This window comes from Streptosporangium sp. NPDC049078, assembly GCF_040648855.1.
Taxonomy (GTDB): domain Bacteria; phylum Actinomycetota; class Actinomycetes; order Streptosporangiales; family Streptosporangiaceae; genus Streptosporangium.
The window spans coordinates 1-25761 of record NZ_JBEZEL010000024.1 but is presented as its reverse complement, the minus strand read 5'-3'; the positions used below and the strand labels follow the sequence as shown (position 1 = coordinate 25761).

General features: G+C 69.5%; 19 protein-coding genes. 12 read left to right on the top strand and 7 right to left on the bottom strand.

Annotated elements, in window-relative coordinates; genetic code table 11:
* Window positions 1-151: 151 nt before the first annotated feature.
* The 4 genes from fbaA to AB0B90_RS33800 all read left to right on the top strand — a co-directional run bounded on the left by fbaA (window position 152) and on the right by AB0B90_RS33800 (window position 4198).
* A complete protein-coding gene (fbaA, locus tag AB0B90_RS33815; RefSeq protein ID WP_350942425.1) occupies window positions 152-1174 on the top strand; it encodes a class II fructose-bisphosphate aldolase in 1023 nt (340 codons plus the stop codon).
* 101 nt (window positions 1175-1275) lie between these two features.
* Window positions 1276-1695 carry a DUF3151 domain-containing protein gene (locus AB0B90_RS33810; protein ID WP_350942423.1) on the top strand — a complete coding sequence of 140 codons (420 nt, stop codon included), beginning with the start codon at window positions 1276-1278 and terminating at the stop codon, window positions 1693-1695.
* Between the two features lie 207 nt (window positions 1696-1902).
* Window positions 1903-3186 (top strand): adenylosuccinate synthase, encoded by a 1284-nt coding sequence (locus AB0B90_RS33805; protein WP_350942422.1) that lies wholly within the window; start codon window positions 1903-1905, stop codon window positions 3184-3186.
* 85 nt (window positions 3187-3271) lie between these two features.
* The gene (locus AB0B90_RS33800) at window positions 3272-4198 is read left to right on the top strand and encodes a glycerophosphodiester phosphodiesterase family protein (protein WP_350942421.1); all 927 of its coding nucleotides are present in this window, start codon (window positions 3272-3274) and stop codon (window positions 4196-4198) included.
* Window positions 4199-4306: 108 nt separating this feature from the next.
* Here AB0B90_RS33800 and corA read toward each other — a convergent pair whose 3' ends face one another.
* On the bottom strand, window positions 4307-5473 hold the full coding sequence (gene corA, locus AB0B90_RS33795; protein WP_350942419.1) for a magnesium/cobalt transporter CorA: 1167 nt from the start codon (window positions 5471-5473) through the stop codon (window positions 4307-4309).
* A 582-nt stretch (window positions 5474-6055) separates the two neighbouring features.
* Here corA and purD point away from each other — a divergent pair.
* The 5 genes from purD to AB0B90_RS33770 all read left to right on the top strand — a co-directional run bounded on the left by purD (window position 6056) and on the right by AB0B90_RS33770 (window position 12875).
* The gene (gene purD / locus AB0B90_RS33790; protein ID WP_362903846.1) at window positions 6056-7291 is read left to right on the top strand and encodes a phosphoribosylamine--glycine ligase; all 1236 of its coding nucleotides are present in this window, start codon (window positions 6056-6058) and stop codon (window positions 7289-7291) included.
* Window positions 7292-7434: 143 nt separating this feature from the next.
* Complete coding sequence (locus AB0B90_RS33785) at window positions 7435-8469, top strand: hypothetical protein (RefSeq protein WP_350942415.1); 1035 nt, start codon at window positions 7435-7437, stop codon at window positions 8467-8469.
* A gap of 177 nt (window positions 8470-8646) precedes the next feature.
* Window positions 8647-9915 carry a UDP-N-acetylglucosamine 1-carboxyvinyltransferase gene (gene murA / locus AB0B90_RS33780; RefSeq protein ID WP_350942413.1) on the top strand — a complete coding sequence of 423 codons (1269 nt, stop codon included), beginning with the start codon at window positions 8647-8649 and terminating at the stop codon, window positions 9913-9915.
* A gap of 225 nt (window positions 9916-10140) precedes the next feature.
* Window positions 10141-11430 (top strand): GTP cyclohydrolase IIa, encoded by a 1290-nt coding sequence (locus tag AB0B90_RS33775; protein ID WP_350942411.1) that lies wholly within the window; start codon window positions 10141-10143, stop codon window positions 11428-11430.
* A gap of 494 nt (window positions 11431-11924) precedes the next feature.
* Window positions 11925-12875 carry an EamA family transporter gene (locus AB0B90_RS33770; protein WP_362926346.1) on the top strand — a complete coding sequence of 317 codons (951 nt, stop codon included), beginning with the start codon at window positions 11925-11927 and terminating at the stop codon, window positions 12873-12875.
* A 165-nt stretch (window positions 12876-13040) separates the two neighbouring features.
* Here AB0B90_RS33770 and hisC read toward each other — a convergent pair whose 3' ends face one another.
* Window positions 13041-14102: a histidinol-phosphate transaminase gene (gene hisC / locus AB0B90_RS33765; protein ID WP_350942408.1), complete on the bottom strand. Its 1062-nt coding sequence runs from the start codon at window positions 14100-14102 to the stop codon at window positions 13041-13043.
* Window positions 14103-14161: 59 nt separating this feature from the next.
* On the opposite strand from hisC, the gene AB0B90_RS33760 reads away from it, so the two are divergent.
* Entirely contained in the window at window positions 14162-14788 is a 627-nt protein-coding gene (locus AB0B90_RS33760) for a Uma2 family endonuclease (RefSeq protein WP_350942406.1), read from the top strand.
* Window positions 14789-14905: 117 nt separating this feature from the next.
* Here AB0B90_RS33760 and AB0B90_RS33755 read toward each other — a convergent pair whose 3' ends face one another.
* From AB0B90_RS33755 to AB0B90_RS33735, 5 genes are all read right to left on the bottom strand, one after another.
* The gene (locus tag AB0B90_RS33755; protein WP_350942404.1) at window positions 14906-15574 is read right to left on the bottom strand and encodes an NUDIX domain-containing protein; all 669 of its coding nucleotides are present in this window, start codon (window positions 15572-15574) and stop codon (window positions 14906-14908) included.
* A 19-nt stretch (window positions 15575-15593) separates the two neighbouring features.
* Window positions 15594-17435, bottom strand: a complete 1842-nt coding sequence (locus AB0B90_RS33750) for a DUF4434 domain-containing protein (RefSeq protein ID WP_362926345.1) — start codon at window positions 17433-17435, stop codon at window positions 15594-15596.
* Between the two features lie 78 nt (window positions 17436-17513).
* Window positions 17514-18602, bottom strand: a complete 1089-nt coding sequence (locus AB0B90_RS33745; RefSeq protein WP_329088759.1) for a glycosyltransferase — start codon at window positions 18600-18602, stop codon at window positions 17514-17516.
* Window positions 18603-18621: 19 nt separating this feature from the next.
* Window positions 18622-19887 (bottom strand): nucleotide sugar dehydrogenase, encoded by a 1266-nt coding sequence (locus tag AB0B90_RS33740; RefSeq protein WP_350942400.1) that lies wholly within the window; start codon window positions 19885-19887, stop codon window positions 18622-18624.
* A gap of 129 nt (window positions 19888-20016) precedes the next feature.
* Window positions 20017-22008, bottom strand: coding sequence for a glycosyltransferase (locus AB0B90_RS33735; protein WP_362926344.1), 1992 nt, complete (start codon window positions 22006-22008; stop codon window positions 20017-20019).
* 206 nt (window positions 22009-22214) lie between these two features.
* Here AB0B90_RS33735 and wecB point away from each other — a divergent pair, with 206 nt between their 5' ends.
* Window positions 22215-23384, top strand: a complete 1170-nt coding sequence (gene wecB / locus AB0B90_RS33730) for a UDP-N-acetylglucosamine 2-epimerase (non-hydrolyzing) (RefSeq protein WP_350942396.1) — start codon at window positions 22215-22217, stop codon at window positions 23382-23384.
* Window positions 23385-23447: 63 nt separating this feature from the next.
* A complete protein-coding gene (locus AB0B90_RS33725; RefSeq protein WP_350942394.1) occupies window positions 23448-25505 on the top strand; it encodes a glycosyltransferase in 2058 nt (685 codons plus the stop codon).
* Window positions 25506-25761: the final 256 nt, after the last annotated feature.

Here is a 25761-nt window from a genome sequence, read left to right as displayed (position 1 = left end):
TACCGTTGGGGAGACGGTCGGAGACACCTCGGTACGCGCCGAAGTGGTACCCGAGCTATCCGGCCGGGAAGAAACTCCGGAATACTGGCCTGCGGGCTATGTCTTCATAGCCGCGCCAGCTGTTCATAGCCGTCTCCAGGGAGATGACACGATGCCTATCGCTACTCCAGAGGTCTACGCCGAGATGCTCGACCGGGCAAAAGCAGGCGGTTTCGCCTACCCGGCCATCAACGTGACCTCATCACAGACCCTCAACGCGGCGCTCAGGGGGTTCGCCGAGGCGGAGAGCGACGGCATCATCCAGGTGTCGACCGGCGGCGCCGACTTCCTCTCCGGTACCACGGTCAAGAACATGGTGACCGGCTCGGTGGCGCTGGCGGAGTACGCCCGCGTCGTCGCGGCGAACTACCCCGTCACGGTCGCCCTGCACACCGACCACTGCCCCAAGGACAAGCTGGACGGTTTCGTACGCCCGCTGCTCGACATCTCCCTTGAGCGGGTGGCGAGGGGCGAGGACCCCCTCTTCCAGTCGCACATGTGGGACGGCTCCGCCGTGCCGCTGGAGGAGAACCTGGACATCGCGCGGGAGCTCATCGAGAAGACGGCCCGCGCGAAGATCGTCCTTGAGGTGGAGATCGGCGTCGTCGGCGGCGAGGAGGACGGCGTCGTCGGCGAGATGAACGAGAAGCTCTACACCACCACCGAGGACGCCCTCGCGACCGCCGAGGCCCTGGGCCTGGGCGACCGTGGCCGCTACATGCTCGCCGCGACCTTCGGCAACGTGCACGGCGTCTACAAGCCGGGCCACGTCAAGCTCCGCCCGAGCGTGCTCAAGGAGATCCAGGACGCGGTCGGCGCCAAGTACGGCGCGGAGAAGCCGTTCGACCTGGTCTTCCACGGTGGCTCCGGCTCGCTGCTCGAGGAGATCCACGAGTCCATCGCCTACGGCGTGGTGAAGATGAACATCGACACCGACACGCAGTACGCCTTCACGCGTCCGATCGTCGACCACATGTTCAAGAACTACGACGGCGTTCTCAAGGTCGACGGCGACGTCGGCAACAAGAAGGCGTACGACCCCCGCTCGTACGGCAAGGCCGCCGAGGCCTCGATGGCGGCACGTATCGTCGAGGCCGCCCAGCACCTGAAGTCCGCGGGCACCAAGCTCTCCTAAGCCCAGAAAAGGGTCACAGCAGAGACAACGAGATCGGCTTCCGGAAAGACTCCGGGGGCCGATCTTGGCCTGACGCGGGTCCACCGGGTAGGACTGTCGTCATGGAATCGCACGAGAACCTCCTCGCCGGCCCGCCGCCCACCCTGCTACCGGACCTACCGGAGGCCAGGGAGGCACTGGAAACCGGCGCCAAAGCATCCGATGTCGCCGCGCGTTTCCCCGGGTACCCGGCCGTCTGGGCCGTGCTCGCGGACGAGTCCTTCGCGGCGGGGCACGCCGTGACGTCGTACGCCTTCGCCCGCACCGGTTACCACCGGGGCCTGGACCAGCTCCGCAGGGCGGGCTGGAAGGGGCACGGCCCGATCCCGTGGGGGCACCTTCCCAACCAGGGGTTCCTGCGGTGCCTGCACGCGCTCGCCCGCGCCGCCCAGAGCATCGGGGAGAAGGAGGAGGCCGAGCGGTGCTTCCAGTTTCTGAAGGATTCGAGCGCCGAGGCGTCCGAGGAGCTGAACAGCCGCTGACCTGCGGGTATTCGACCGTCGGCTCCGCAGCTGATCTGTCCCGCTGAGCCGCGGGTCAGCTTCCGATTCGTCCCTGGGATCTCCCGCCGAACCCTCTTTCCCAAGGTGGGAGATCCCCATTTCGGGCGCGGTCGGGTATTCTCTCCACGCAAGAGCCCCTGTCGCGATTGCGCCAGGGGTTTTCGTTTTTGTGGTGGGAGACTCACGATGCCGGCTGTCGTTCTCGTTGGTGCCCAGTGGGGCGATGAGGGCAAGGGTAAGGCGACCGACCTGCTTGGAGACCAGGTCGACTACGTCGTCAGATACCAGGGAGGCAACAACGCGGGCCACACGGTCGTCATCGGCGACCAGAAGTACGCGCTGCACCTGCTTCCCACGGGAGTGCTCTCCCCGAACGTCGTCCCCGTGATCGGCAACGGCGTCGTCATCGACCCGGGGGTGCTGCTGAGCGAGATCGACGGGCTTCAGGCCCGGGGAGTCTCCGCGGAGCGGCTGCTGATCTCCGCGAACGCGCACCTGATCATGCCCCACCACAAGGCCCTGGACAAGGTCACCGAGCGCTACCTCGGCAAGGCCAAGATCGGCACGACCGGGCGGGGCATCGGCCCCGCGTACGGCGACAAGATCTACCGGATGGGCGTGCGGGTCCAGGACCTGCTGGACCCGGGCATCCTGCAGAAGAAGATCGAGGTCGCGCTGGGCGAGAAGAACCAGATCCTCACCAAGATCTACAACCGCCGGGCGATCGACGCGGGCAAGGTCCTGGAGGAGTATCTCGGCTACGCCGAGCGCCTCACGCCGCACATCGCCGACACCTCGCTCGTCCTCAACAGGGCGCTGGACGAGAACAAGGTCGTGCTGTTGGAGGGCGGGCAGGGCAACCTGCTCGACATCGACCACGGCACCTACCCCTTCGTCACCTCCTCCTCCCCGACGAGCGGCGGCGCCTGCTCGGGTTCCGGCATCCCGCCGACCCGGCTCACCGGCGTGATCGGCATCCTGAAGGCATACACCACCCGCGTCGGCGCCGGCCCGTTCCCGACCGAGCTCGACAACGAGATGGGCGAGTGGCTGCGCACCACCGGCGGCGAGTACGGGGTGACCACCGGCCGCAACCGCCGCTGCGGCTGGTTCGACGCGGTGATCGCCCGCTACTCGACCCGGATCAACGGCGTCACCGACTACTTCCTCACCAAGCTGGACGTGCTCTCCGGCCTGGACAAGATCCCCGTCTGCGTCGCCTACGAGATCGACGGCGTCCGCCACGACGAGATCCCGATGACCCAGACCGACTTCCATCACGCCAAGCCGGTGTACGAGGAGTTCCCCGGCTGGAAGGAGGACATCACCGGTGCGAGGAGCTTCGAGGATCTGCCCCCCAACGCGCGGGCGTACGTGAAGGCCCTTGAGGAGATGAGCGGCTCCAGGATCTCGGCCGTCGGGGTCGGCCCGGGCCGTACCGAAACGCTTCAGATCCACTCGTTGATCTAGTCAGGACCGGTACGGCTCGCGAACGGCGTCACCGAGACGCGAGCCGTACCGGACGATCGGCGCGCGAGGTGGATAAGGTCCCTGTGTGCATGCCGAGATTCACGGTCACCGCGGCGCTCGCGGGCTCCGTCCAGAGAACACCCTGCCCGGTTTCGCCCACGCCCTCGAACTGGGTGTCGACGCGCTCGAACTCGACGTCGCGCTCACGGCCGACCGGCGGCTGGTGCTCACGCACGATCTCACCGTCTCCCCGGTGACCAGCGCCGACGTCCGTCCCGCCTTCCACGGCGACCCCGCCTTCCCGTACGTGGGCCGGCCCGTCGGAGCGCTCACGCTGGCGCAGCTGCGCACGCTGGAGTGCGGGATACGGGTGCCGCGCCACCCCGAGGACCGTTTCGCCGCGACGCAGGTGCCGGTGCCGAACACCCGGATGCCGACCCTGGCCTCCGTGCTGGGCCTGATGGACGCGTACGGCGCCGACGGGGTGCGGGTGCACGTGGAGCTGAAGTCCGATCCGACCAGGCCGGAGCTGAGCGCCGACCCCGCCGAGTTCACCGAGATGGTCGTCGCCGAGCTCGACCGGCACCGCAGACTGGACAGGGCGGCGATCCTCAGTTTCGACTGGCGCGTCCTGCGGATCGCCCGTTCGCTCACCCCCGCGACCCCGAGGTACGCCCTGATCGAGCGCGCCACCATGGACAGCGCGTGGCTCGACGGCCTCCGTCTGGAGGACTTCGGCGGCGACGTCCCGGCCGCCGCCGTCGAGGCGGGGGGCAGCACTCTCTCCCCCGAGCACGTGATGGTCGACCGGGAGTTCGCCCGGCGGGCCGAGAAGGCCGACCTGCCGATGGCCGTGTGGACCGTGAACGAGCCCGGCCGGGCCGGTGAGCTGCTCGATCTCGGGGTGGCCGCGATCGTCACCGACTATCCCGACCGGATGATCGCCCTGTGGACCGAGCGGGGCATGCCCGTCCCCCGGCCGGTCACCCCCGCGCGCCCGCTGAGCGCCTGAGGGCCGACGGGAGAGATCGGGTCATATCCAGACGTCGCATCGGAAACCGCGGTGGAGCGAAGCCGACGAGAGAGCCACGGTGGAGCGAGGCCGACAGGAGAACCCAGGTCACATCCAGCCGTTGCGGCGGAAGCCCCGGTAGAGCAGCGTGCAGGCGATGACCATCACGCCGATCACCACCGGGTAGCCGAAGACGGAGTCGAGCTCCGGCATGTGCTCGAAGTTCATGCCGTAGATGCCGGCGATCATCGTGGGGACGGCCATGATCGCGACCCACGAGGAGATCTTCCGCATGTCCTCGTTGGCGAGCGCGTTGGAGCGGGCGAGCGCCGCCTGCAGTATGGAGTTGCAGAGTTCGTTGGACGACTCGACCTGCTCGCAGACACGGGCCAGGTGGTCGACGACGTCGCGGAAGTACTCGCGCATCTCCGAGGGGATCATCCGGCGCTGGGCCAGCGTGGACATCGGCGACTGGAGCGGCATCACGGACCGCTTCATCTCGATCATCTCGCGCTTGAGGTTGTAGATCCGGCCGATGTCGCGGGCGCTGACGTCGGCGAAGACCATGGCCTCGACGTCCTCCAACTCGGCCTGCATGCGGTCGGCCACGTTGAGGTACTTGTCGACCACGTGGTCGGCGATCGCGTGCAGCACGCCGGTGGGTCCGCGGTTGAGGAGCTTGGGCTTGTCCTCAAGGCGTGCGCGCACCTCCGAGAGGGGGCAGTGGCTGCCGTGGCGCACGGTCACCACGAAGTCGGGGCCGACGAAAATCATGAGCTCGCCGGTGCCGATGATCTCGCTGGTGGCGGTGAGCACCTCGTGGTCGATGTAGGCGACGGTCTTCAGGACCACGAACACCGAGTCGCCGTAACGTTCGACCTTGGGCCGCTGGTGAGCCTTGACGGCGTCCTCGACGGCGAGCGGGTGCAGGGCGAAGACCTCGGCGAGCCACTCGACCTCGGGGGCGTCGGGCTCGTGCAGGCCGACCCAGACGAAGGCGTTCCCCTTGCCGGCACCTCCGCCGGAGCCTCCGTCGGAGGCCGCGTCGGAGCCCTGGTCGTGAGCCGCGTTGTGGGCACGGACGAGCTCCAGGGCGTCGGGGATGCCCAGGGCGTCGATCTTCTTGCCGCCGATGTACGCGGCGTACTCGACGAGCGAGTCGCTCGGCGGTACGCAGACGCCGGTCATTCGCTCACGGATCGAGACGGCGGGCGTGTGCGCGGCACGGATCGTCCGGGTGTGCTTGATGCGAGGAAAGAGAAGCGAGGAGCGCATGGCGAGCCTTTCCCGCCCAACCTGGCGGGATCCACACGCGATGCGATGTCACCCCCGGTGAGGAGGGTGATGCGTGTGGTGCCGGTCGGGCACCGAGATGGGGTGGTCGAGGGTGCGCACAGCAGGCGTGCGCGGGCACGTACTGCTGGGATCGCCAGAGGACATCCCGAACCACCTCCAATCAGCAATAGACACGCAAAGCCACCCAAAAGTAACACGGTTGGGGGGACGACTTTCAGCTTACTCCCAGGTTCAACTGTCGATCATGCGTAACCAGACAAAATTCACACGCCCTTTACGGCGCCTCTCCCACCCGAGCGCGCTCCGACTTGTCCACAGGCTGTGGACAAGTCCTCGGATCCGCCACGGGCACGGGTCCACCGGAAGCGCCGACGTCCCGGAGACGAGGCCTTCCAGAGCGTAAGCCGCCCGAAGCGAGGACCTCCCGAAGCGTGAACCGCCCGGAACGCGAGGCTCCCGGCCCACAGGATCCCCGGGAGGACACACAGGATCCCGGGAGCAGACCCCCTCCCGGGGGCACGGGCCCGAGGGCGCCCCCGCAGGGACGATAGGCTCTGACGAGTGCGCGTTCTTGTGATTGGATCCGGCGGGCGTGAGCATGCCCTGTGCCGGTCGCTGGCGGCCGACCCCCAGGTCACCGAGGTCCACTGTGCTCCCGGAAACGCGGGTATCGCGCAGGTCGCGACCCTGCACCCGGTGACGCCGACCGACCCGGCCTCGGTCACCGAACTGGCCGGGAGCCTCGAAGCCGACCTGGTCGTGATCGGCCCCGAGGCGCCCCTGGTCGCCGGGGTCGCCGACGCCGTCAGACAGGCGGGGATCCCCTGCTTCGGGCCCTCGCGGCAGGCGGCGTTGATCGAGGGTTCCAAGGCCTTCGCCAAGGACGTCATGGTCGCGGCGGGCGTTCCCACCGGCCGGTCGCACACCTGCGTCACGCCCGAGGAGGTCGCCGCCGCGCTCGACGAGTTCGGCACGCCGTACGTGGTCAAGGACGACGGCCTGGCCGCGGGCAAGGGCGTGGTGGTGACCGACGACCGCGACGAGGCGCTCCGGCACGCCGCCGCCTGCGGGCGGGTCGTGATCGAGGAGTTCCTCGACGGCCCCGAGGTGTCGCTGTTCGCGCTCTGCGACGGCTCCACCGCCGTGCCGCTCCAGCCCGCCCAGGACCACAAGCGCGCCTACGACGGCGACCAGGGCCCCAACACCGGCGGGATGGGCGCCTACACGCCGCTGCCGTGGGCGCCCGACGACCTCTCCGAGCAGGTGATGGCCGAGACCGTCATGCCGACCGTGACCGAGCTGGCCAAACGCGGCACGCCGTACACGGGGGTGCTGTACGTGGGGCTCGCCCTCACGTCCAAGGGTCCGAAGGTGATCGAGTTCAACGCGAGGTTCGGCGACCCGGAGACCCAGGTCGTGCTGGACCGGCTGGAGACGCCCCTCGCGGGCCTGCTGCTCGCCTGCGCGACCGGGACGCTCGACCGGTTCGGGCCGCTCTCCTACCGCGAAGGCGCCGCGGTGACCGTGGTGATCGCCGCGGAGAACTACCCCGCGGAGCCGGTTAAGGGCGACGTGATCGAAGGGCTGTCCGACCCGGTCGAGGACGCCTACGTGCTGCATTCCGGCACCGCCCTCGACGGCGACCGGATCGTCTCCAACGGGGGCCGGGTGCTCAGCGTGGTCGGCACGGGGCCCGACGTCCCCGCGGCGCGGGCGGCGGCCTACGAGGCCGTGGAGCGCATCCGGATGCGCGGCGCGCACCACCGCACCGACATCGCGAGCCGCGGCGACCTCTGAGCCCCGGTTCGCCGGGGGTGCGCGGGACCTGACCGGCACGTCCGAGCCCTGGTTTTCGGCGGGATGTGTAGCGCCTGATCGGCATGTCGCGATAAGCCTGGGGCAGTCGGTGCCCGTCCCAGGCCGCTCCCCCCGGAGGAACGATGTCGCTCGATCCCGCGATGCCCCCCGAGCGGATCGGCGACACCGGCGTGTTGCGCTGGCCCGGCACCTGGCGGGTGTACGTCGCCACCCGGAGCGAGGAGATCAGGGCCGACACCGAGCGGGCCCTCACGATGCGCGACGAGGCGGGGCAGCTCGCCTCGGTGGGCGAGGGCATCGGCACGCACCTGGCGCGGGCGGAGACGTACGCGCGCAGCACGCACGGCGTACGGCGCTGGCTGACCGGCCAGGCCATCGAGGGCGCCTGGTCCAACGTGAACAGCGCCACCGTGATGCTGTACGGCGTGCTGCCGGCGGCGGAGCTGTGCGGCCGGGCCCCGGAGGTGGTGGCGATCGGCCGGGCCTACCTGCCCGGCGACGACCCCCGGCTCGTCCACCTGCAGGCCAGACTCGCGGCGGGGGATCTGTCGGAGAACGACAGACCGCTGATGCAGTCGGTGCTGCGGGCCGCGTACACGGCGCAGGCGATGGAGACCGGGCGGGTGCGCAGCTTCCGCAACCTGCTGCTCGGCGGGGTGGTCATGCTGTCCCTGATCGTGCTGAGCGTGGTGGTCATCGGCGCGATCTGGCCGAACGTCATCCCGATGTGCGGCGACCAGTCGGTGATCCGTACCCAGGGGCTGATGCCCGCCCAGATCTGCCCGACCGGCGGTCTGCGGCCGGGGCACGGCGACGTCCCTCTCGTCGCCCTGATCGGCATGCTGGGCGCGGCGCTGGCCACCGCGGCCTCGCTCTCGACCCGCTCGGAGCTGTCCACCCGATACTCGCTCGCGGTCGTGCAGAACCTTCTCAAGGCCCCGGCGGGGGTGGCCACCTCGGTGCTCGGTCTGCTGATCCTGAACTCGGGCTTCGTGCCGGGTTTCGCCGGGCTCGGCTCGCAGCCCGCGATCCTGGTCTGGGCGATGGCGTTCGGGTACGGCCAGCAGGTCGTCACCCGCTTCGTCGACCAGCGGGCCGACAACCTCCTCTCGGCCGCCTCCCCCCTCACCACCGCGGGCGGCCCGAAGGGCAGGTAACGGGCCGACGGGTGGCGCGGACGCGGCGGGAGGCCAAGGATTATCGGGCATTCGAGGGGTAGTTCCCCCGCGAAGTGGCCGGTTCAGGGGCATCCAACGACTACTGTTGGCCGGATAAACCTCGGCTGCCGCCCCGCGCCACACGAATCACCCACATCACTTCAAGGAGCATGACGCATGGTCCGTTACCGCGTGCGCGGTGGCAACCCACTTCGTGGAACCGCCTTCATCCAGGGTGCCAAGAACGCCGTGCTGCCCATGATCGGTGCCGCGCTGCTGGCGTCCCGAGGCCGGACGGTCCTGCGCAACGTGCCCATCATCGAGGACGTCCGCCGCGCGGTCGAGCTGGCGGAGAGGGTCGGCGCCACGGTCGAGCTCCACGAGGCGGAGCGCACGCTGGTGATCGACGCCTCGACGCTCAGCAGCCCGGTCCTGCCCGCCGAGATCGCCCGCCGCTTCCGCGGTTCCGTGCTGTTCGTTCCCGCGCTGCTGCACCGGCTCGGTGAGGCGGTGATCGAGGGCGTGGGGGGCTGCAACCTGGGCAGCCGCAACCTCGACTTCCACTACCTGGGCTACAAGCGCCTGGGCGCGATCGTGGACGAGGGCGACTCGGTCATCCACGTCAAGTCGTCGGGGCTCACCGGCGCCACCCTGTACCTGGACACCCCCTCGCACACCGGCACCGAAAACCTGATCATGGCCGCCGCCCTCGGGCGCGGCACCACCGTGATCGAGAACGCGGCGCTGGAGCCCGAGGTTCTCGACGTGATCGAGATGCTGACCCGGATGGGCGCGAAGATCAGCGGCGGCGGCACGGGGTTCATCACCGTGGAGGGCGTGGAGGAGCTCCAGGCCGTCGAGCACACCGTGATGCCGGACCGCCTCGACGCGGGTGTGTTCGCCATGGCCGCCGCCGTCACCGGCGGCGAGGTCAACCTGGTCGGCGCCGACCTCGACCACCTCGGCGTGGTCCGCTACAAGCTGGAGCAGATGGGGGTGGAGTTCGCCGACCACGGCGCGGTGCTCCACGTGCGCAGGGACCGCCCGCTGCGCCCGATCAACGTGATCACCGACACCTACCCCGGCTTCGCCACGGACCTGCAGTCGCCGATCATGACGGTCGCGTGCCTCGCCGACGGCGCGAGTTACATTCATGAACGCATCTTCGATGGGCGTTTCGCTCTCGCCTCAGAACTGAACAAGATGGGCGCCGACATTGAAGTGAAAGAGAACAGTGCTGTCGTTCGCGGCGCCACTCCGCTCACCGGAACAGAGGTAACCGCTCACGATCTGCGCTCGGGAATCGCGCTCGTGCTCGCCGGCCTCGCCGCCGAGGGGGAGACCGTCATCGGATCGGGTTATCTCATCGACCGCGGGCACTCTTATCTGGCCGAGCGCATGCAGTCCCTGGGGGCCGACGTGCGGCGAGAGATTTCAGCTTCATAATGAGCGGGTTTGAGACGCTCAAAAACCGCTCTGACCTGTGTAAACGATGCCAGTCATGGCTTTAACCCGGAAGTGGCTTCCGGAATTGGCCGCAAATCGGGCGTGACATTACGGCCCTCGCAAGCGATCGTTCCAAAAGAGAGCCGAAAACAAACGGACGGCATGATGGGACGAACATTGGTCGAGCGGGCCGAAGAAGCGCCACGAGTGTCACGCCCGGGTGCCATGACACCAGACCTCACTATCGGTGTGGTGGGCCCCCATGACCTCGTTGAACGGGTTATGTTGATGGGACATGCGGCCGCCCCGTTACCCTGCCGCCTGGTGGCGGCGGCATACCGCGACGAGCAGGAGGCCGCCGACAAGGTCACCCGGCTGGGAGCAGGGGTGGACGCGTGCCTGTTCGCCAGCCCGGTCCCCTACGATCTGGCACGGCGATCGGGGGTGCTGACGATGCCCGCGACGTATGTCCAGCTCGGAGGCGCCGCGCTGATCGCCGCGCTGGCGAGGGCCGCGCTGGACGAGCGGATAGACCCGCGCAGGGTCAGCGTCGACGTGCTGAGCAGGGCGGAGGTCGAGGAGGCGTACCACGATTTGAGCCTTCCCGCAGGGGATGTGCACAGCCGCGACGAACCGGGCGCCACCGGTACGATCGCGGCCTTCCATGAACGCCTCGCCCGCCAGGGCAGCACGAGCGGGGCGCTCACCTGCCTGCCCGCGGTCGCCGACCGCCTTCAGACGGCCGGGGTGCCCGTGGTCAGGATCCGCCCCACCTCCGCCGCGGTGCGCACGGCGCTGCACACGGCGGCTCTGCTGGGCGCGCACCACAGGCTGGAGGAGTCGCAGCTCACCGTGGTCCTGGTGGAGGTGCCCACGCTGCGCGAGCCGGTTCGCCGTGCCGCGCCACGCTACTGGCGCGACGAGCTCCGGCTGTCCCTGCACCGGTTGCTGGTGCAGGAGGCCAACCGGATCAACGCGTCGGTCACCGCGGTCGACGACCACAGCTACATGGTCACCGCGACCCGCGGCTCGGTGGCCGCGGCCACCGAGGGCTTCCGGGTGCTGCCGTTCGCCGCGCGGGTCCGCGACGAGCTGGGCCTCGCGGTCGAGGTGGGCGTCGGCATGGGCCGCACCACCCACGACGCCGAGTCGCACGCCAGGGCCGCGCTCGCGCGCACACAGGCGGGCAAGCAGGCCCAGGGCTTCGCGGTGGACCGTGAGGGCAGGGCGCTCATCCCGGCCCCCAGGATGCCTCCTCAGGGCGCGGGAGCGCTGAAGCCGAAGGGCGTGGAGGTCCTGGCCCGGCTCGCGGCCAAACTGGAGGGCGGGGACACGGTGGTGGACGCGGAGGGCGCGGGCAAGATGCTCGGCGTCACCCCGCGTACGGCACGGCGGTTGTTGCGCACGCTGGTAGACGAGGGACTCGCGTGGCCGCTTCCGCCGAACCGGACACCCCAGCCGGGGCGTCCCCGTCAGCTGTACCGGCTGATCGTGGAGAAGCTCGGCGCCCGCTGAGCCCCGCGCCTCCATCGGCACGGAGGGTTTCCGCCGCGCCCGGGCGGCGGAACCTCCCAGGTCACGGCACGTCGATCCCGGCGTGGCGTGACCTGGCGGGCCCGGACCGTTCGACGTGACACGGCGTGACGCAGCGTCATCGACTCGTCGCCGTGTGTTCACGAAACCTTGTTCACCGTGGCTCGTTCACCGGGACGTGTTCACTGCGGCTTGTTCATTCCGGCCTGTTTGTTTTGGCCTGTTCACAGCATCCTGTTCATTACGGCGTTCATTACGGCCCGGGAATTACGGTCCCCCCGGCACGCCGAGGACCGCCGAGGACCGCCGAGGACCGCCGAGGACACAGTGAGGGCCCCGGTGCCGCGATCCCCCCGGCGCGGATCCGTCGGTGCGACGTCGGCGCGGCGTCAATGGATCACGGCCCCGCGGAAGCGCGTCTCAAGGTCCGAAACTCGCGAGCGGATTGTCGGTGTCAGCCACTATTGTCATGAGCTATGAGCAAAGACGGTGCTTACAGCCGTAAGACGCTCCTCGTCTGGGGAGCGCTGGCGATCGTGTACGTGGTGTGGGGTTCCACGTACCTGGCGATCATGATCACGATCGAGACGATCCCGCCGCTGCTCAGCGGAGCCGTCCGGTTCGTCACGGCCGCGCTCGTGCTGGGCCTCGTGGTGCTCCTGGTGAAGGGGCGCGATGCCTTCCGGATGACCTGGAGGGAGGCCGGCGGGGCGACGCTGGTCGGCCTGCTGCTGCTGAACGGCGGCAACGGCATGGTCGCCGTGGCCGAGCAGCACATCTCCAGCGGCCTGGCCGCGCTGCTGGTGGCCTCGACCCCGCTCTGGCTCGTCATCTTCAGGATCATGTTCAGGGACCGGCCGCGGGCGCTGACGCTCGTGGGGGTGCTCATCGGGTTCGGCGGCGTGGCGGTGCTGTCACTGAGCGGCGGGAGCAACGTGGCCGACGGCGTCGGAGTCGTGGTCATCCTGCTCGCGTCGCTGTCGTGGGCGGTCGGCTCGTTCCTCGCCTCCCGCATCCCGATGCCCGCGAACCCCTTCGCCGCGAGCGTCGTCGAGATGGCGGCGGGCAGTGTCGGGCTCGCCCTCACCGCCGCCGCGATGGGCGAGCGCCTCGACGTCGCCGCCGTCTCCACACGGTCGTGGGCCGCGCTGATCTATCTGATCATGGTCGGGTCGCTGGTCGGCTTCACGGCGTACGTGTGGCTGCTGGGCAACGCCCCGATCTCGCTGGTCTCCACCTACGCCTACGTCAACCCGGTCGTGGCGGTCGTGCTGGGCGCTCTCGTGCTGAGCGAGCCGGTCACCGGCTCGATGGTCGCGGCCGGCGTGGTGATCGTCGTCGGCGTGGCCCTGGTGGTCTCCACGGAACGGCGGAAGAAGCCGGAGCCCGCGGAGCCGAGGCCCGAGCCGGAGCCCGCGGCCGTGTAGACCGCGGGCGCCCGGCGCGGGATCGGCCGGAATCGGTACGTCGAGCCGGTCACGCGGGCCACGTGGATCCGACAGGTCAGGGTGGTCACGCGGACCCACAGGTCATGGGGCACGCGGAGCATGACGAAGCGGGTCGGGCCGAGTGGACCGGGGAGGTCGGGCGGGTCAGGCGCCTCTGAAGGCGGCCGCGGCGGCGAGGAAGGTGTCGTTGGCCTCGGAATCGCCGATGGAGACGCGGGCGCCCTCCCCGGCGAAGGGCCGTACCGCGACACCCTCGGTCGCGCACGCCCCGGCGAATTCGAGCGTGCGCTCCCCCAGCCGCAGCCAGACGAAGTTGGCCTCGCTCACCGGCACCTCCCAGCCCTGGCCGATCAGCGCCTCACGGACCCGGTCGCGCTCCTTGACCACGACGTCGACCCGCTCCATCAGCTCGTCCTCGGCGGCGAGCGAGGCGATCGCCGCCGCCTGGGCGAGGTGGTTCACCGCGAACGGCACGATCGTCTTGCGGACGGTGGACGCCACCGGCTCGTTCGCGATCAGGTAGCCCACCCGGAGTCCGGCCAGGCCGTACGCCTTGGAGAAGGTGCGCAGGACGGCGACGTTCGGCCGGTCACCGTAGACGGTGAGCCCGTCGGTGACCCCGGTGTCCCTGACGTACTCGCGGTAGGCCTCGTCGAGCACGACGAGCACGTTCTCCGGAACCCGGTCGAGGAACGCCGCGAGCTCGGCCGCGTGGACGACCGTGCCCGTGGGGTTGTTCGGGTTGCAGACGAAGATCATGCGGGTGTGCGGGGTGATCGCGTCGGCCATCGCCTCCAGATGGTGCGTCTCGCCCAGCAGCGGGACCCGCACCGAGGTCGCCCCCGCCAGGTCGGCCAGCAGCGGGTACGCCTCGAAGGACCGCCACGCGTAGATCACTTCGGCGCCCGGCTCGCTCACCGTCTCGAAGAGCTGCTGGGCCACCGTCACCGAGCCGGCGCCGAGCGCGATGTGCTCGGCCGGGACGCCGTACTTCTCGGCGATCGCCGCGGTCAGCTCGGTGGCCGCCGGATCGGGATAGCGGTGCATCTGGGTCGCCGCCCTGGCGACCGCCTCGACGACCGAGGGCAGCGGCTCGTAGGGGGATTCGTTCGAGGAGAGCTTGTAGGACCGGCCGTCGGCGGACACCACGGCCTTGCCCGCCCGGTAGGCGGGCATCGTGTCCAGGATCGCGCGGAAACGAGGCATGGCCTTACCTTATGAGCAGCGGGCGGATGGGGCATCCTGTAACACTGGAGGTGAGAGGCGTGCCCGACCGGGAGGACGACATGAGCATCGCACCGCCAGCCGACGTTGAGCCCATTCCCGACTGGGCAATTCCCCCTATAGAGGGCTTCACCGCCGATGACCTCGATCGGCTTCCGGGGATCCCTCCTCACACGGAACTCATCGATGGCACTCTCGTCTTCGTGAGCCCCCAGACCCGTTTTCATGCTCTTGTGCTGTTCCTGCTGCACAAAGAGCTTGATCGGACGGCACCCGCCCATCTCCGGGTGGAGCAGGAGATGACGGTGAAGCTGGGGCGACGTCAACGACCGGAGCCCGACCTGGTCCTCCTCCACGCACACGCGCCCTCCGAGCTGACGCGGACCTTCTACGAGGCGGCGGACGTGCTGCTCGCCGTCGAAGTCGTCTCCGAGGAGTCCGAGGAGCGCGATCGCAACCGCAAGCCCCAGATGTACGCCGAGGCCGGCATCCCTCACTTCTGGCGTGTCGAGAACATCGAGGGCCGCCCCAGCGTCTACGTCTACGAACTGAACCCGGTGACAAGGGCATACGCGCTCACCGGTGTCCATCAGAATCGGCTGAAGCTCAGCCTCCCCTATGACATCGACATCGATCTGACGGATATCAGCAACCCTCGCGGTCGATAGCCGACGCGGTTGACCGCGTTGGCCATGTGCCGGCGAAAACCCTGACCGATGACAGAGCCGGTGTTCCTGAACACGATGCGAGCACGGCGCGACCGCCCCCGCCATCGGGTGCCCCGGCTACTCCTTGAGGGAGCGGAGCATCGGGGGATGCAGCGCCACGGCGGGGCCGCGGCGATACAGCTTGGCGGGGCGTCCGCCGTCGCGGGTGGTGGTGCCGCCGGTGGGCACCAGGAAGCCCTCGGCCTTGGTGACCTTACGGTGGAAGTTGCGCGGGTCGAGGCTCCGGCCCCAGACGATCTCGTAGACCCGGCGCAGCTCGGCGACGGTGAACTCCGGCGGGCAGAAGGCCGCGCCCAGCGGGGTGTATTCGAGCTTGGCGCGGGCCCGCTCGATGCCGTCGATCATGATGCGCCGGTGGTCGAAGGCCATCTCGCGCAGCAGCGAGGAGACCGGCTGCCAGCTCATGTGCGCTTCGGTGGAGGTGGGCAGGTGCGGGGCGAGACCGAGATAGGCCACGCTCAGCACGCGCTGGCGCGGGTCGCGGTCGGGGTAGCCGTAGGTCTGCAGCTGTTCCAGGTGCACGGGGGCGCCCGGCAGGCCCGCCCGTTCCGCGAGGACGCGGGCGGCGGCCGCGGGCAGGTCCTCGTCGAGCTGGATGAAACCGCCTGACAGGGCCCAGCGTCCCTCGTACGGCGGCTTGTCGCGCCGCCAGACGAGCGCGCTCAGCACCTGGCGGCGCACCGTGAGGACGACAAGGTCCACGCTGACGGGAATGCGCGGCACCATGGCAGGCACGTTACACCGGTCAGACCCGTACGCGGACGTGCAACGTCTCGGTGGCGGCGCGTCCGTCGGCCGCCGCGACCGAGACCCTGACCCAGGTGTCCTCGGGCACCCGGGTCCAGTCGAACGGGATCCACGCCGTTTCCATCCGTACCGGCAGGTCCGGCGGCGGCTCGGTCAGGTTCACCCCGGCCACGTCGACGACGCGGGGCTCCTCCTGGCCCTCCCAGGTGATCGTCACCTTGGAGCCCATCGGGATGTTGTAGCCGCGGATCTCCATTCCGTCCTGGATGTCGCGCTGCATGCGGACCGCGTCGGCGGCGATGGGCCGGTTGTAGTCGCGGGCGATCTCCTCGGCGAGGGACGGGGAGCCGCAGGTGTAGAAGTCGCTCCACATGTAGGAGACGACCTTGGAGACATAGCGTCCGACCTGCGCCACGGCCGTGTCGAGCCGCTCCTTGTCGGTGCGTCCCCGGTCGGACCCCGCGGCGCACGGCTCCTCGCCTGAGGGCTCGAAGGCCTCGACGTTGGCCCAGAGCTGCACGTTGAAGCCCTGCTCGATCATCCTGGTCCTGGCGAGGGACATCTCGCGGTAGTAGTCGCGGGTCGAGCCGTGGTACGCCTCGCCGTTGGTCTTCTTCTTGACGACCGGGCTCAGCCGCTCGTCGATCTTCTCCTCGCGCTGGTCGGCCCAGAACAGTCCGACCTTGCCGGTACCCCGGCTGTCCTGCGGGGCGATGATCCCGACACCGGTCCTGACGAGGGCCTCGAAGCCCTTGGCGACCTGCTTGGGAGTGGCGCTGAACGGCCGCTCCTTGCGGGCGTCGAGGTAGGGGCTGACGAGCACGGGCCTGCCGGGCATCTCCTGCTCGACGATCTCGTGCTGCGAGGCGTAGACCCTGAGCGTCGGGTGGTCGGAGTCGGAGTCGCCGACGTACTTCATCTCGCGCATCTGCAGCTCGAACGGCTGGTAGAAACCGCCCAGCGAGGCCCGGTCCTGGAAGCGCGCCCCGTAGTCCTGCATGATCCGGCGGGTGAGGGTGGTGAGCGTGTCCGTGCCCTGCTTGGCGGCCTGGGTCTTCTGCGCCGGGTCTCGGGGGGCGAGCGGCAGCGCCGGGTAGACCTTCACGCCGAACCGGTCACCGAGGTCGAGCAGCTCGGCGAGGCTGTCCTCGTGCGCGGCCGCGACCAGGATCACGTGATAGCCGCGTCCCTTGGACCGGATGTTCTCGCAGCTCGGGTCGTCGGTGCCGTCGTCGGGGGCGACGATCCGGTAGAAGACGGTCTTGTCGGTGACGATCTTCCGCTCGAACTCGGGGCAGCGGAACAGGTCGGGGCCGAACGCCTCGTCGGTGCGGTAGACGAACGTCCAGCTCACCCGGTTGCCGGGGTTGGCGGCCTTGAGGTCGTTCTCCGCCGCCAACGCGCACGGGACCCCGTTCTCCTCGCACGGCTCGTAGCGGGCGTCGACGTCCCCCTGGCCGTCGAGGATCCGGCCGTCGTTGTCGAGGCGGCGCGCCTGCAGGCCCCAGCCGATCCGGATCACCGTGTCGCCGCCCACCTCGTGGATGGCGCCGAACTGCCGGCGCCAGGTGCAGTGGTCGCTGGTCGGCACGAGCCAGTAGCCGGTGACCGCGTACGGCCAGCGCATCGTCGTGTCGAACGTCCCGCACGGGTCGGTGAACTCGGTCACCTCCGGCACCGGCACCGAGGGGGTGGCGGAGGTGGAGGGCGAGGGCGAGGGCGAGGCCGTGAGCGACGAGCCGCCCGCCGTCGGGGAGCCGTTCCCGGTGGGCGTGGTCACCACGAACGCCGCCACACCCGCGAGGATCGCCACGCCCAGGAAAGCGATGAGCCAGCGCACGTTCAGGACACTACCGTTCTCGTGATCAGGCAGACATAAGGAGCCGGACGGACACCGCGGGCCTCGCCGTATCGACGATCAGCTCTTGACGCCCGCCCACGCCTCCAGCTGAGCGACGAAACGGCGGGCCGAGTTGGGCCAGTGGTGGTTCGCACGAGCCGCCGCATACCCTCGGGCACCCCTGGCATACCGCTCCCTGGCGTCGTCTCGCAGGAAGAGCACCGCCTGGGCCACCGCCTTGGGATCCTGCCAGGGCACGACCATGCCGCTGTCGTAGCGCTCGACCAGCTCCACCGCGCGGGGCGAGGGAGTGGTGATCACCGGGATGCCGTGCGCCATGTACTCCACGATCTTCGTGGGCATGGAGTGCCGGTAGTTGGGCTCGTCGTGCAGCAGGGAGAGCCCGGCCAGCGCGCCGTCGAGCCGCTTGAGCGCCTCGTCGTTCGGCATGAAGTCGCGCCACTCCAGCACGCCCTCGGCCACCGCCTCGTTCAGCGTCGGCCGCGACTGCGGGTCGGCGTAGCCGATCAGCTCGACCGCCACCCGGTACGGCTGCAGCAGCCTGGCCACCTCGATCGCCTCGCGCACTCCGCGCGCCCCCGACAGCCAGCCGAGGTAGACGACGCGGTCGTCGCCCGGCGGCGTCACCTCGTCGGGCACCCACGTCTCGTTGGGCACCACCAGGTGCGCCTGGCGGAACCTTCCCGCGTACGCGGTCTCGGCCAGCAGCAGGTGCAGGTGCCGCTCGGCCGTCCCTTCGAGCAGGCGGGCCAGGAACCGCACCGGCGGGCGCAGGAACGCGGGCAGCCAGGGCTTCAGCGACAGCGTCGCCGGGGTGTCCTCGTGGACGTCCCAGACCACCGGCGGCCGCTTGCGCACCCCCACCACCGCGAGCAGCAGCTCGGGGTCGTGGATGACCACGAGGTCGACCTGGCCGCGCATCCGCTTGAACACCTTGCGTGCGGCGCGCACCGCGGCGAACCGCTTGCGCTCGGCCGCTCGGGGGAGGTCGACGCCGTTCACCCAGGAGCGGGCCATCACGCCCCGCGCCGTGTACGGGGCCGCGTACGTGACCTCATGACCGGCGTCCACGAGCGCGCGGATCTGCCGGTGCAGGATCCGGGCGTCCTCGGGGTGATGCACCACCGTCATGACGAGCACGTGCACTTCGCGCAGCCCTCCGTCGCTAGAGCCGCTCGACGCGTTCACCCTCGGCGAGCACGCCTCGGGTGTCGAGCACGAGCTTGCCATGGTCCTCGACCGTCGACAGGTCGAAGGCGGCGTGCTGCTGGAGCAACAGCGTCACGTCGGCTTCGGCCACCGCCTTGGCGAGGTCTTCCTCACGTGGCACGTCGACGTCGTCGACCCGCCACTCCTTGACGTACGGATCGGCGAAGACGAGCTCCGCCCCCAGCTCGAGCAGCGCCCGCGCGACCGGCAGGGCCGGGGTCTCGCGCTCGTCGGCGATGTCGGGCTTGTACGTGACACCGAGCAGCAGCACCCTGGAGCCGTTGACGGGCTTCCGCTGCCGGTTGAGCAGTCGTTGCACGCGGGCCACCACGTAGGACGGCATCCGCTCGTTGATCTCCTGCGCCAGCTCGACGAAGCGGAACGGGTAGCCCAGCTTGCGCACCGTGTAGGAGAGGTAGGACGGGTCGACGGGGATGCAGTGCCCGCCGACGCCGGGTCCTGGAAGGAACTTCTGGAACCCGAACGGCTTGGTCGCCGCGGCCTCGATCGACTCCCACAGGTCGACACCGAGCTCGTCGCAGAAGATCGCCATCTCGTTGACGAGGGCGATGTTGACGTGGCGGTAGGTGTTCTCCAGGAGCTTGGCCATCTCGGCCTCGCGGGTGCCGCTCACCGGCACGACCTGCTCGATGAACTGGGCGTAGAACCCGACCGCGCGGTCCTTGCAGGCCGGGGTGTAACCGCCGACGACCTTCGGGGTGTTGCGCAGGCCGTACTTGGGGTTGCCCGGGTCGATGCGCTCGGGCGAGAAGGCGAGGTGGAAGTCGGTGCCCGCGGCGAGGCCCGAGCCCTTCTCCAGGATGGGGCGGGCGACCTCGTCGGTGGTGCCGGGCCAGGTGGTGGACTCCAGGACCACCAGCGTGCCGGCGCGCAGGTTGCGTGCGACGGTGGCGGTGGCGCCCTCGACCGACGACAGGTCGGGGCGGTGGTCCTCGTCCAGCGGGGTCGGCACGCAGATGACGACGGTCCGGCTGTCCGCCAGGACGGATTCGTCCAGCGTGGCGGTGAAGCCTCCCGCCAGCATGTGCTCGAGGTCGGCGTCGGTCAGGTCGTCGATGTAGGACGTGCCCGCGTTGAGGGACTCGACCTTCGCCGCGTCGACCTCGAAGCCGACGACCCGCAGACCGGCCGCGGTGGCCTCCTTGGCCAGGGGCATGCCGACGTAGCCCAGACCGATGATGGCCAGGTCGTAGGCAGTCACTGGATGACCTTGGAACGCCGGAAACAACACTTCATGGTCGCAAAGGCTATCTCAAGTCCGAACGAGCTACGCCTAATGCGATTGAACGCATCGCAAACGGCTGGTCTCCCTGTTACCAACACGAGACCATCATCCAGCAATCGATCGGTAAATATCACGGTAAGTCTCCGCGATACGGCTCCACGTACGCTTCGCCGCCACCTCGGCCCGTCCCGCCTCACCCATCCCGGCCCTTCGCTCGGGGTCGTCACGCAGCCCGGCGATCGCCTTGGCCAGCGCCTCGGGGTCTCCCGGGGGCACCAGAAGCCCCGCCCCCTCCGAACCCACGAGCTCGGAGAGCGCCGGCAGGTCGCTCAGCACGACCGGCTTGCCGAGAGCCATCGCCTCGACGGGCTTCAACGGCGTGACGAGCCGGCAGACGCGCAGGTCCTCGCGAGGGCAGACGAAGATGTCGATCGCCGCCTGCGCCTGCAGGGCCTCGTCGGGACCGACACGTCCCGGCAGGATCGCGATGTCGCCCAGGCCCAGCTCCTCGACCTGTTCGAGCAGCGCCGCCCGCTCCACGCCGTCGCCGACGAGCAGCACCTTCACCGGCGCGCCCTCGTCCCGCAGCAGCGCGGCCGCGTTGATCATGGTGGCGAAACCCTCGTAGGCCACGATGCTCGACACCGAGCCCATCACGATCTCGCCGGGCTCGATGCCGTACGCGGCGCGGAAGGCCGCACCGTCGTACTCGGCGCTGAGCAGCGAGTCGTCCACCGCGTTCGGCGCGAGATAGATCTTCTCCCTCGGCACCCCGCGTTCGACGATCTCGGTCGCCATCGTCTCCGCGAGGGTGACCACGGCGTCGGCGGAACGCATGATGAACGCCTCGCGGTCGCGCTGGAGCACGTGTCGCTGGCTGCCGATGCGCTTGGGGTCGCGGGAGGCCCAGGTCTCCTCGAGGAAGCCCCGCACCTCGTAGACCATCGGCGTGCCGGTACGCTCGCGCACCGCGAGCGCCACCGATCCGTTGCGATGGTCGGTCGCGGCGTGCAGCACCTGCGGTCGCAGGGTCCTGACCAGCTCGGTCACCTCTCCGGCGCCGCGGATCATCCGCCCCTGGCTCTCGAACGGCACCTCGCCGCTCGGGATCAGCCGGTGGTAGGGGATGCCGTCGATCTCCTCGTACGGCGTCGCGTCGGCGTGCCCCTGCATCATCGGCCAGCCCCAGCTGGTCACGACGTGCGGGTCGAGCCCCGCGGCCTTCTGCGAGGTGACGATGCGGTGCGTGCGGACGGTGTATCCGGCCTGCGTGTACGGCAGCGCGTTCGTCACGCAGTGCAGCACTCTGCCGGGGAACCGCTCGCCCACGATCACCTTCGCCTTGGGCGGGATCGGGTTCGGCTGGATCGCGGCCAGTTCTCCCGCGTAGTAGGCGTGCCGGCGCTTGATGAAGGGATAGCGCGTGTGACCCTGCAGCACCGCGGCGGCCTCGCTCATCCGGCCGGAGTCGAAGTGCTCCTTCGCCTCGCTCCACGGGCCCTTCACCAGGCGCATGCCGAGCTTGCGTACGACGATCTTGGCGCGGCGCGCGACGGGCCAGGCGAACCGGCCGACCACGGGACGGACACTCGGCGGGAGCGTCTCGGCCGCCGCCTGCGCCACGCGTACCGGGTCGGACTTCACCTTGGTCGCGACGACGCGGGAGACGATGACCGGGTGCTGGACGAAGCCCTTGATGAGGCCGCGCAGCCCGGCCCTGGCCGACTTCGCCGAGACCGGGGAGACGGGAGAGTCCGGGGAGGCAGGGGAACCGGTGGGCGTCGGGGAGTCCGGGGAGGCGGGGAGCGACGCGGGGACCTTCTCCTCGTCCTCGTCCGAGGGCCTCGCCGTGACGGTGGGCATGTCGGAGACGGGGGGCGTGTCCGGGGCGGAAGGCGTGTCCGAGGCGGAAAGCTTGTCCGGGGCGGAGGGGGTGTCCGGGGGTGTGTCCGCTGTCTCCGTCGGCTTGTTGTCCGGTTCCGTGGTGCCGTCCGCGTCGGGTTTCCGCGTCGCGTCCACGTCGGAGACCGGGGCCGCGTCCACGGGCGAGGGCGTCTCCGCGCTCGGCGGGGGCGGCGGCTCCGTGGGCGTGTCCACTGCGGGGGTCTCAACGGCCGGGGGCGTCACCGAGGGAGAGGGTGTCGCCGGAACCGAGGGCGTCACCGGATCCGGGGACTTCACCGGATCCTTCGCCGAAACCTTCGCTGGAACCGAGGGGGAGTCTGGCCTGTTGGCATCGGATACCACGCCGTGACCGTACCATAGGCAACGTTTGCCCCACTGCCGCATGAAAGGCGAGGTCAATGAGGGACTTTGCCCGTCCGGGCGCTGCTCAGAGCCCCGATGATCCCCTCGTCCTGCACGTGCTCGGCGCGCGTCCGAACTTCGTGAAGGCCGCTCCCGTGGTGCGCGCCCTCACCGAGCTCGGGGTGCGACAGGGCATCGTTCACACCGGTCAGCACTACGACGCGCTCATGTCGGACGTCTTCTTCGCCGACCTCGGTCTTCCCGAGCCGATCGCCAACCTCGGCGTCGGTTCCGGCTCGCACGCCCGTCAGACGGCGGCCCTGCTCGTCGGCCTGGAGGACGTGGTGCTCGAACACCGTCCCACCCTGGTCGTCGTCTACGGCGACGTGAACTCGACGCTCGCCGCGATCCTCGTCTGCGCCAAGCTCCACGTGCCGACCGCGCACGTGGAGGCGGGCCTGCGTTCCTTCGACCGGGAGATGCCCGAGGAGGTGAACCGGGTCGTCACCGACGGCCTGTCCGACATCCTCTTCGCCACCTCGCCGGACGCGCTCTCCCACCTCGCCGCCGAGGGCGTCGACCCGGCCAGGGTGCACCTCGTCGGCAACCCGATGATCGACAGCCTGTTCTCCGCGCTGGACCACCTCGACCCCGCCCCGGTCCGCTCCCGGCTCGGCCTTCCCGAGCGGTACGCGGTCGCCACCCTGCACCGTCCCGGCAACGTCGACGACCCGGCCTCGGCCAAGGAGCTCGTCGACGCCGTGCTCTCGGTGAGCGAGCGCCTGCCGGTCGTGGTGCCGTTGCACCCGCGCGGCCGGACCCGTCTGGCGGAGGCCGGACTGGTGAACGGCGACAACCTCCTCATCGTCGACCCGCTGGGCTACGTGGACTTCCTGTCGCTGGTGCGAGGCGCGACGCTGGTCGTCACCGACTCCGGCGGCGTGCAGGAGGAGACGACCATGCTGGGTGTGCCCTGCCTCACGGTGCGGCCCAACACCGAACGGCCGATCACCATCACGCACGGCACCAACCGGCTCGTCACCCCCGCGCAGCTGCCCGCCGCCGCCGACCGGGCGCTGGCCGAGGGCTCGGGAACGCCGTCGGGCGAGCTGCCCCCGCTCTGGGACGGCAAGGCCGGTCCCCGGATCGCCCGGGTGATCGAGAGCTGGCTGCGCGGCGGCAACCTCTCACCGGCCGGTCAATCCGTATCGCCCAAATCCCTTTAAAACGGCCATTTGGCTACGACTTTGGTCGTACGCTGGCACGACCTCTGACAAAGGCGATTCCCCATGAGCGATGAGACCCCAGAAGAGCCGAAGTTCCAGCGTCTCGGACCGATCAACTGGTTGCCCGAGGAACGCAAGGTCGTCGAACGCCTTGAGGAGCGCGTCCACGACCTGGAGCGGCGGCTCGCCATCGCCGAGGCACGGGCCGACTACGCGCAGTGGAAGCTGGAGTCCACCAAGGTGCAGCGCCCCTACCGGGTGGCCGAGGCACTGACGTCCGCCAAGGGGCCGGGGGTCACCGCGCTGCCGGGCAAACTGCGCTCGGCGATGCAGGCCCGCAAGGGCCCCAAGCCGCCCCGTCCGGTGGCCGAGGTGGTCGAGGAACTCGACCGGCAGGGGCCCGTGGTCGACGTACCGCAGGTCAAGTGGCCCGCCGGTCCGATCGTCCGCCCTGACATGAAGGTCGCGGTCATCCTGGACGACTTCTCCCGGATGGCGTTCAAGTACGAGTGGGACCAGATCGAGTTCGGGCTCCGCGACTGGCCGGAGATCTTCGCCGAGCGTCGTCCCGAGCTGTTGTTCGTGGAGTCGGCCTGGCACGGCAACCAGGGCCGCTGGCGCTACCAGATGACCGGGACGAAGGCTCCCAAGGCAGAGCTGATCGCCCTGATCGACTGGTGCCGCGCCGAGGGCATCCCCACGGTCTTCTGGAACAAGGAGGACCCGCCGAACTTCGACTTCTTCATCGACACGGCCAAGCTGTTCGACTACGTCTTCACCTGCGACGGCGACATGGTCCCCCGCTACCGCGAGGTGCTGGGTCACGACCGGGTCGACGTCCTGCAGTTCGCCGCGCAGCCCCGGGTGCACAATCCCATCCAGGAGAAGCAGGGGCGCGTCAACGACGTCGTCTTCGCGGGCATGTACTTCAGGGACAAGCACCCCGAGCGCCGCGAACAGATGGAAACCGTCCTCGCCCCGATCCGTGAGCTCGGGCTGCACATCTTCGCCCGCAACGGCACCGTCGACGAGAAGTACGCCTGGCCGAAGGAGTACGTCCCGCACATCGTGGGCGAGCTGCCGTACGACCGGATGCTGGCCGCGTACAAGATGTACAAGGTCTTCCTCAACGTGAACTCGGTGCTCGACTCACCGACCATGTGCGCCCGCCGCGTCTTCGAGCTCTCGGCCTGCTCGACGTCGGTGGTCTCCGGCTGGTCCCGGGCCATCGAGGAGACCTTCGGGTCGCTGATCCCGATCGCCCGCGACGAGCTGGAGTCGTACAACCAGGTCCTGCACCTGATCAACAGCCCCGAGCTGCGCGCCCGTCAGGGGCACCTCGCCATGCGCGAGGTCTTCGACAAGCATCTCTTCTCGCACCGCGTGGACCAGATCCTGGGGATCCTCGGCCGGCCGGTGCAGCCGCGGACCCGCTCGATCTCGGTGGTCCTGCCCACCAACCGCGCCTCCCAGATCGAGCACGCGATCTCCTCGGTGGCCAAGCAGATCCATCGTCCGGTTCAGCTCGTCATGGTCCTGCACGGGCTCGCCATCGACCCCGTGGTGGTGGCGGACAAGGCGCGGATGGCCGGGATCACCGATGTCGTGGTGCTGCCCGCCGACTCGTCACTGTCGCTGGGTGCCTGCCTCAACATGGGCATCGCCGCCGCCGAGGGCGAGTTGATCGCCAAAATGGACGACGACAACCTCTACGGCGAGCACTACCTGTCGGACCTGGCCCGCGCCTTCGACTACTCCGACGCCGAACTGGTCGGCAAGGGCGCGCACTACGCGTACTTCGAGGGCGGCAACACCACAATGCTTCGGCTGCCGGGGTTGGAGCACCGGTACGCCTTCCTGGTGCAGGGCGGGACGTTCCTCGGCAAGGCCGATATGTTCCGGCACTACGGGTTCGAGGACGTGACCCGAGGTGAGGACACCCGCCTGGTCCGCCGGCTCAAGGAGGACCGCGTCAAGATCTACTCCGCCGACCGGTTCAACTTCGTCTACTGGCGCAGTGGCGACAAGTCCCTGCACACCTGGCAGGCCGACGACATCAAGCTCACCCGCAACGCACAGTTCTCCTTCGCCGGGCATCCGGAAGCGCACGTCATGATCTGACGTCGGTTTCGGCGTTGGTGGGGTGGTTCCCGAAGGTTTTCCTGCGGCATGGGCACGATGGCCGGGGGTCGGCGTGTCGGGTGGGTGCGCGCTCCGGTGGGCGGCCGTCGTTGGTGATGGGGCTGGGTGTCCGGCCGGTGTGGACCGGTGTTCAAGGTGGATGCGCGCTCCGGTGGGCGGGTGTTCCGGGCGGCCGTCGTTGGTGGTCGTCTGGTGGGTCAGGCCTCCGGCCTGGCGGGCGCGTTGGTTACGGATT

What these genes read in the sequence shown, in the direction of transcription:
- wecB (WP_350942396.1), top strand. Translation starts at nt 22,215, where the DNA reads ATGAGGGACTTTGCCCGTCCGGGCGCTGCTCAGAGCCCCGATGATCCC.
- AB0B90_RS33775 (WP_350942411.1), top strand. Translation starts at nt 10,141, where the DNA reads ATGACACCAGACCTCACTATCGGTGTGGTGGGCCCCCATGACCTCGTT.
- AB0B90_RS33810 (WP_350942423.1), top strand. Translation starts at nt 1,276, where the DNA reads ATGGAATCGCACGAGAACCTCCTCGCCGGCCCGCCGCCCACCCTGCTA.
- hisC (WP_350942408.1), bottom strand. Translation starts at nt 14,102, where the DNA reads ATGCCTCGTTTCCGCGCGATCCTGGACACGATGCCCGCCTACCGGGCG.
- AB0B90_RS33805 (WP_350942422.1), top strand. Translation starts at nt 1,903, where the DNA reads ATGCCGGCTGTCGTTCTCGTTGGTGCCCAGTGGGGCGATGAGGGCAAG.
- corA (WP_350942419.1), bottom strand. Translation starts at nt 5,473, where the DNA reads ATGCGCTCCTCGCTTCTCTTTCCTCGCATCAAGCACACCCGGACGATC.
- AB0B90_RS33725 (WP_350942394.1), top strand. Translation starts at nt 23,448, where the DNA reads ATGAGCGATGAGACCCCAGAAGAGCCGAAGTTCCAGCGTCTCGGACCG.
- murA (WP_350942413.1), top strand. Translation starts at nt 8,647, where the DNA reads ATGGTCCGTTACCGCGTGCGCGGTGGCAACCCACTTCGTGGAACCGCC.
- AB0B90_RS33755 (WP_350942404.1), bottom strand. Translation starts at nt 15,574, where the DNA reads ATGGTGCCGCGCATTCCCGTCAGCGTGGACCTTGTCGTCCTCACGGTG.
- fbaA (WP_350942425.1), top strand. Translation starts at nt 152, where the DNA reads ATGCCTATCGCTACTCCAGAGGTCTACGCCGAGATGCTCGACCGGGCA.
- AB0B90_RS33770 (WP_362926346.1), top strand. Translation starts at nt 11,925, where the DNA reads ATGAGCAAAGACGGTGCTTACAGCCGTAAGACGCTCCTCGTCTGGGGA.
- AB0B90_RS33785 (WP_350942415.1), top strand. Translation starts at nt 7,435, where the DNA reads ATGTCGCTCGATCCCGCGATGCCCCCCGAGCGGATCGGCGACACCGGC.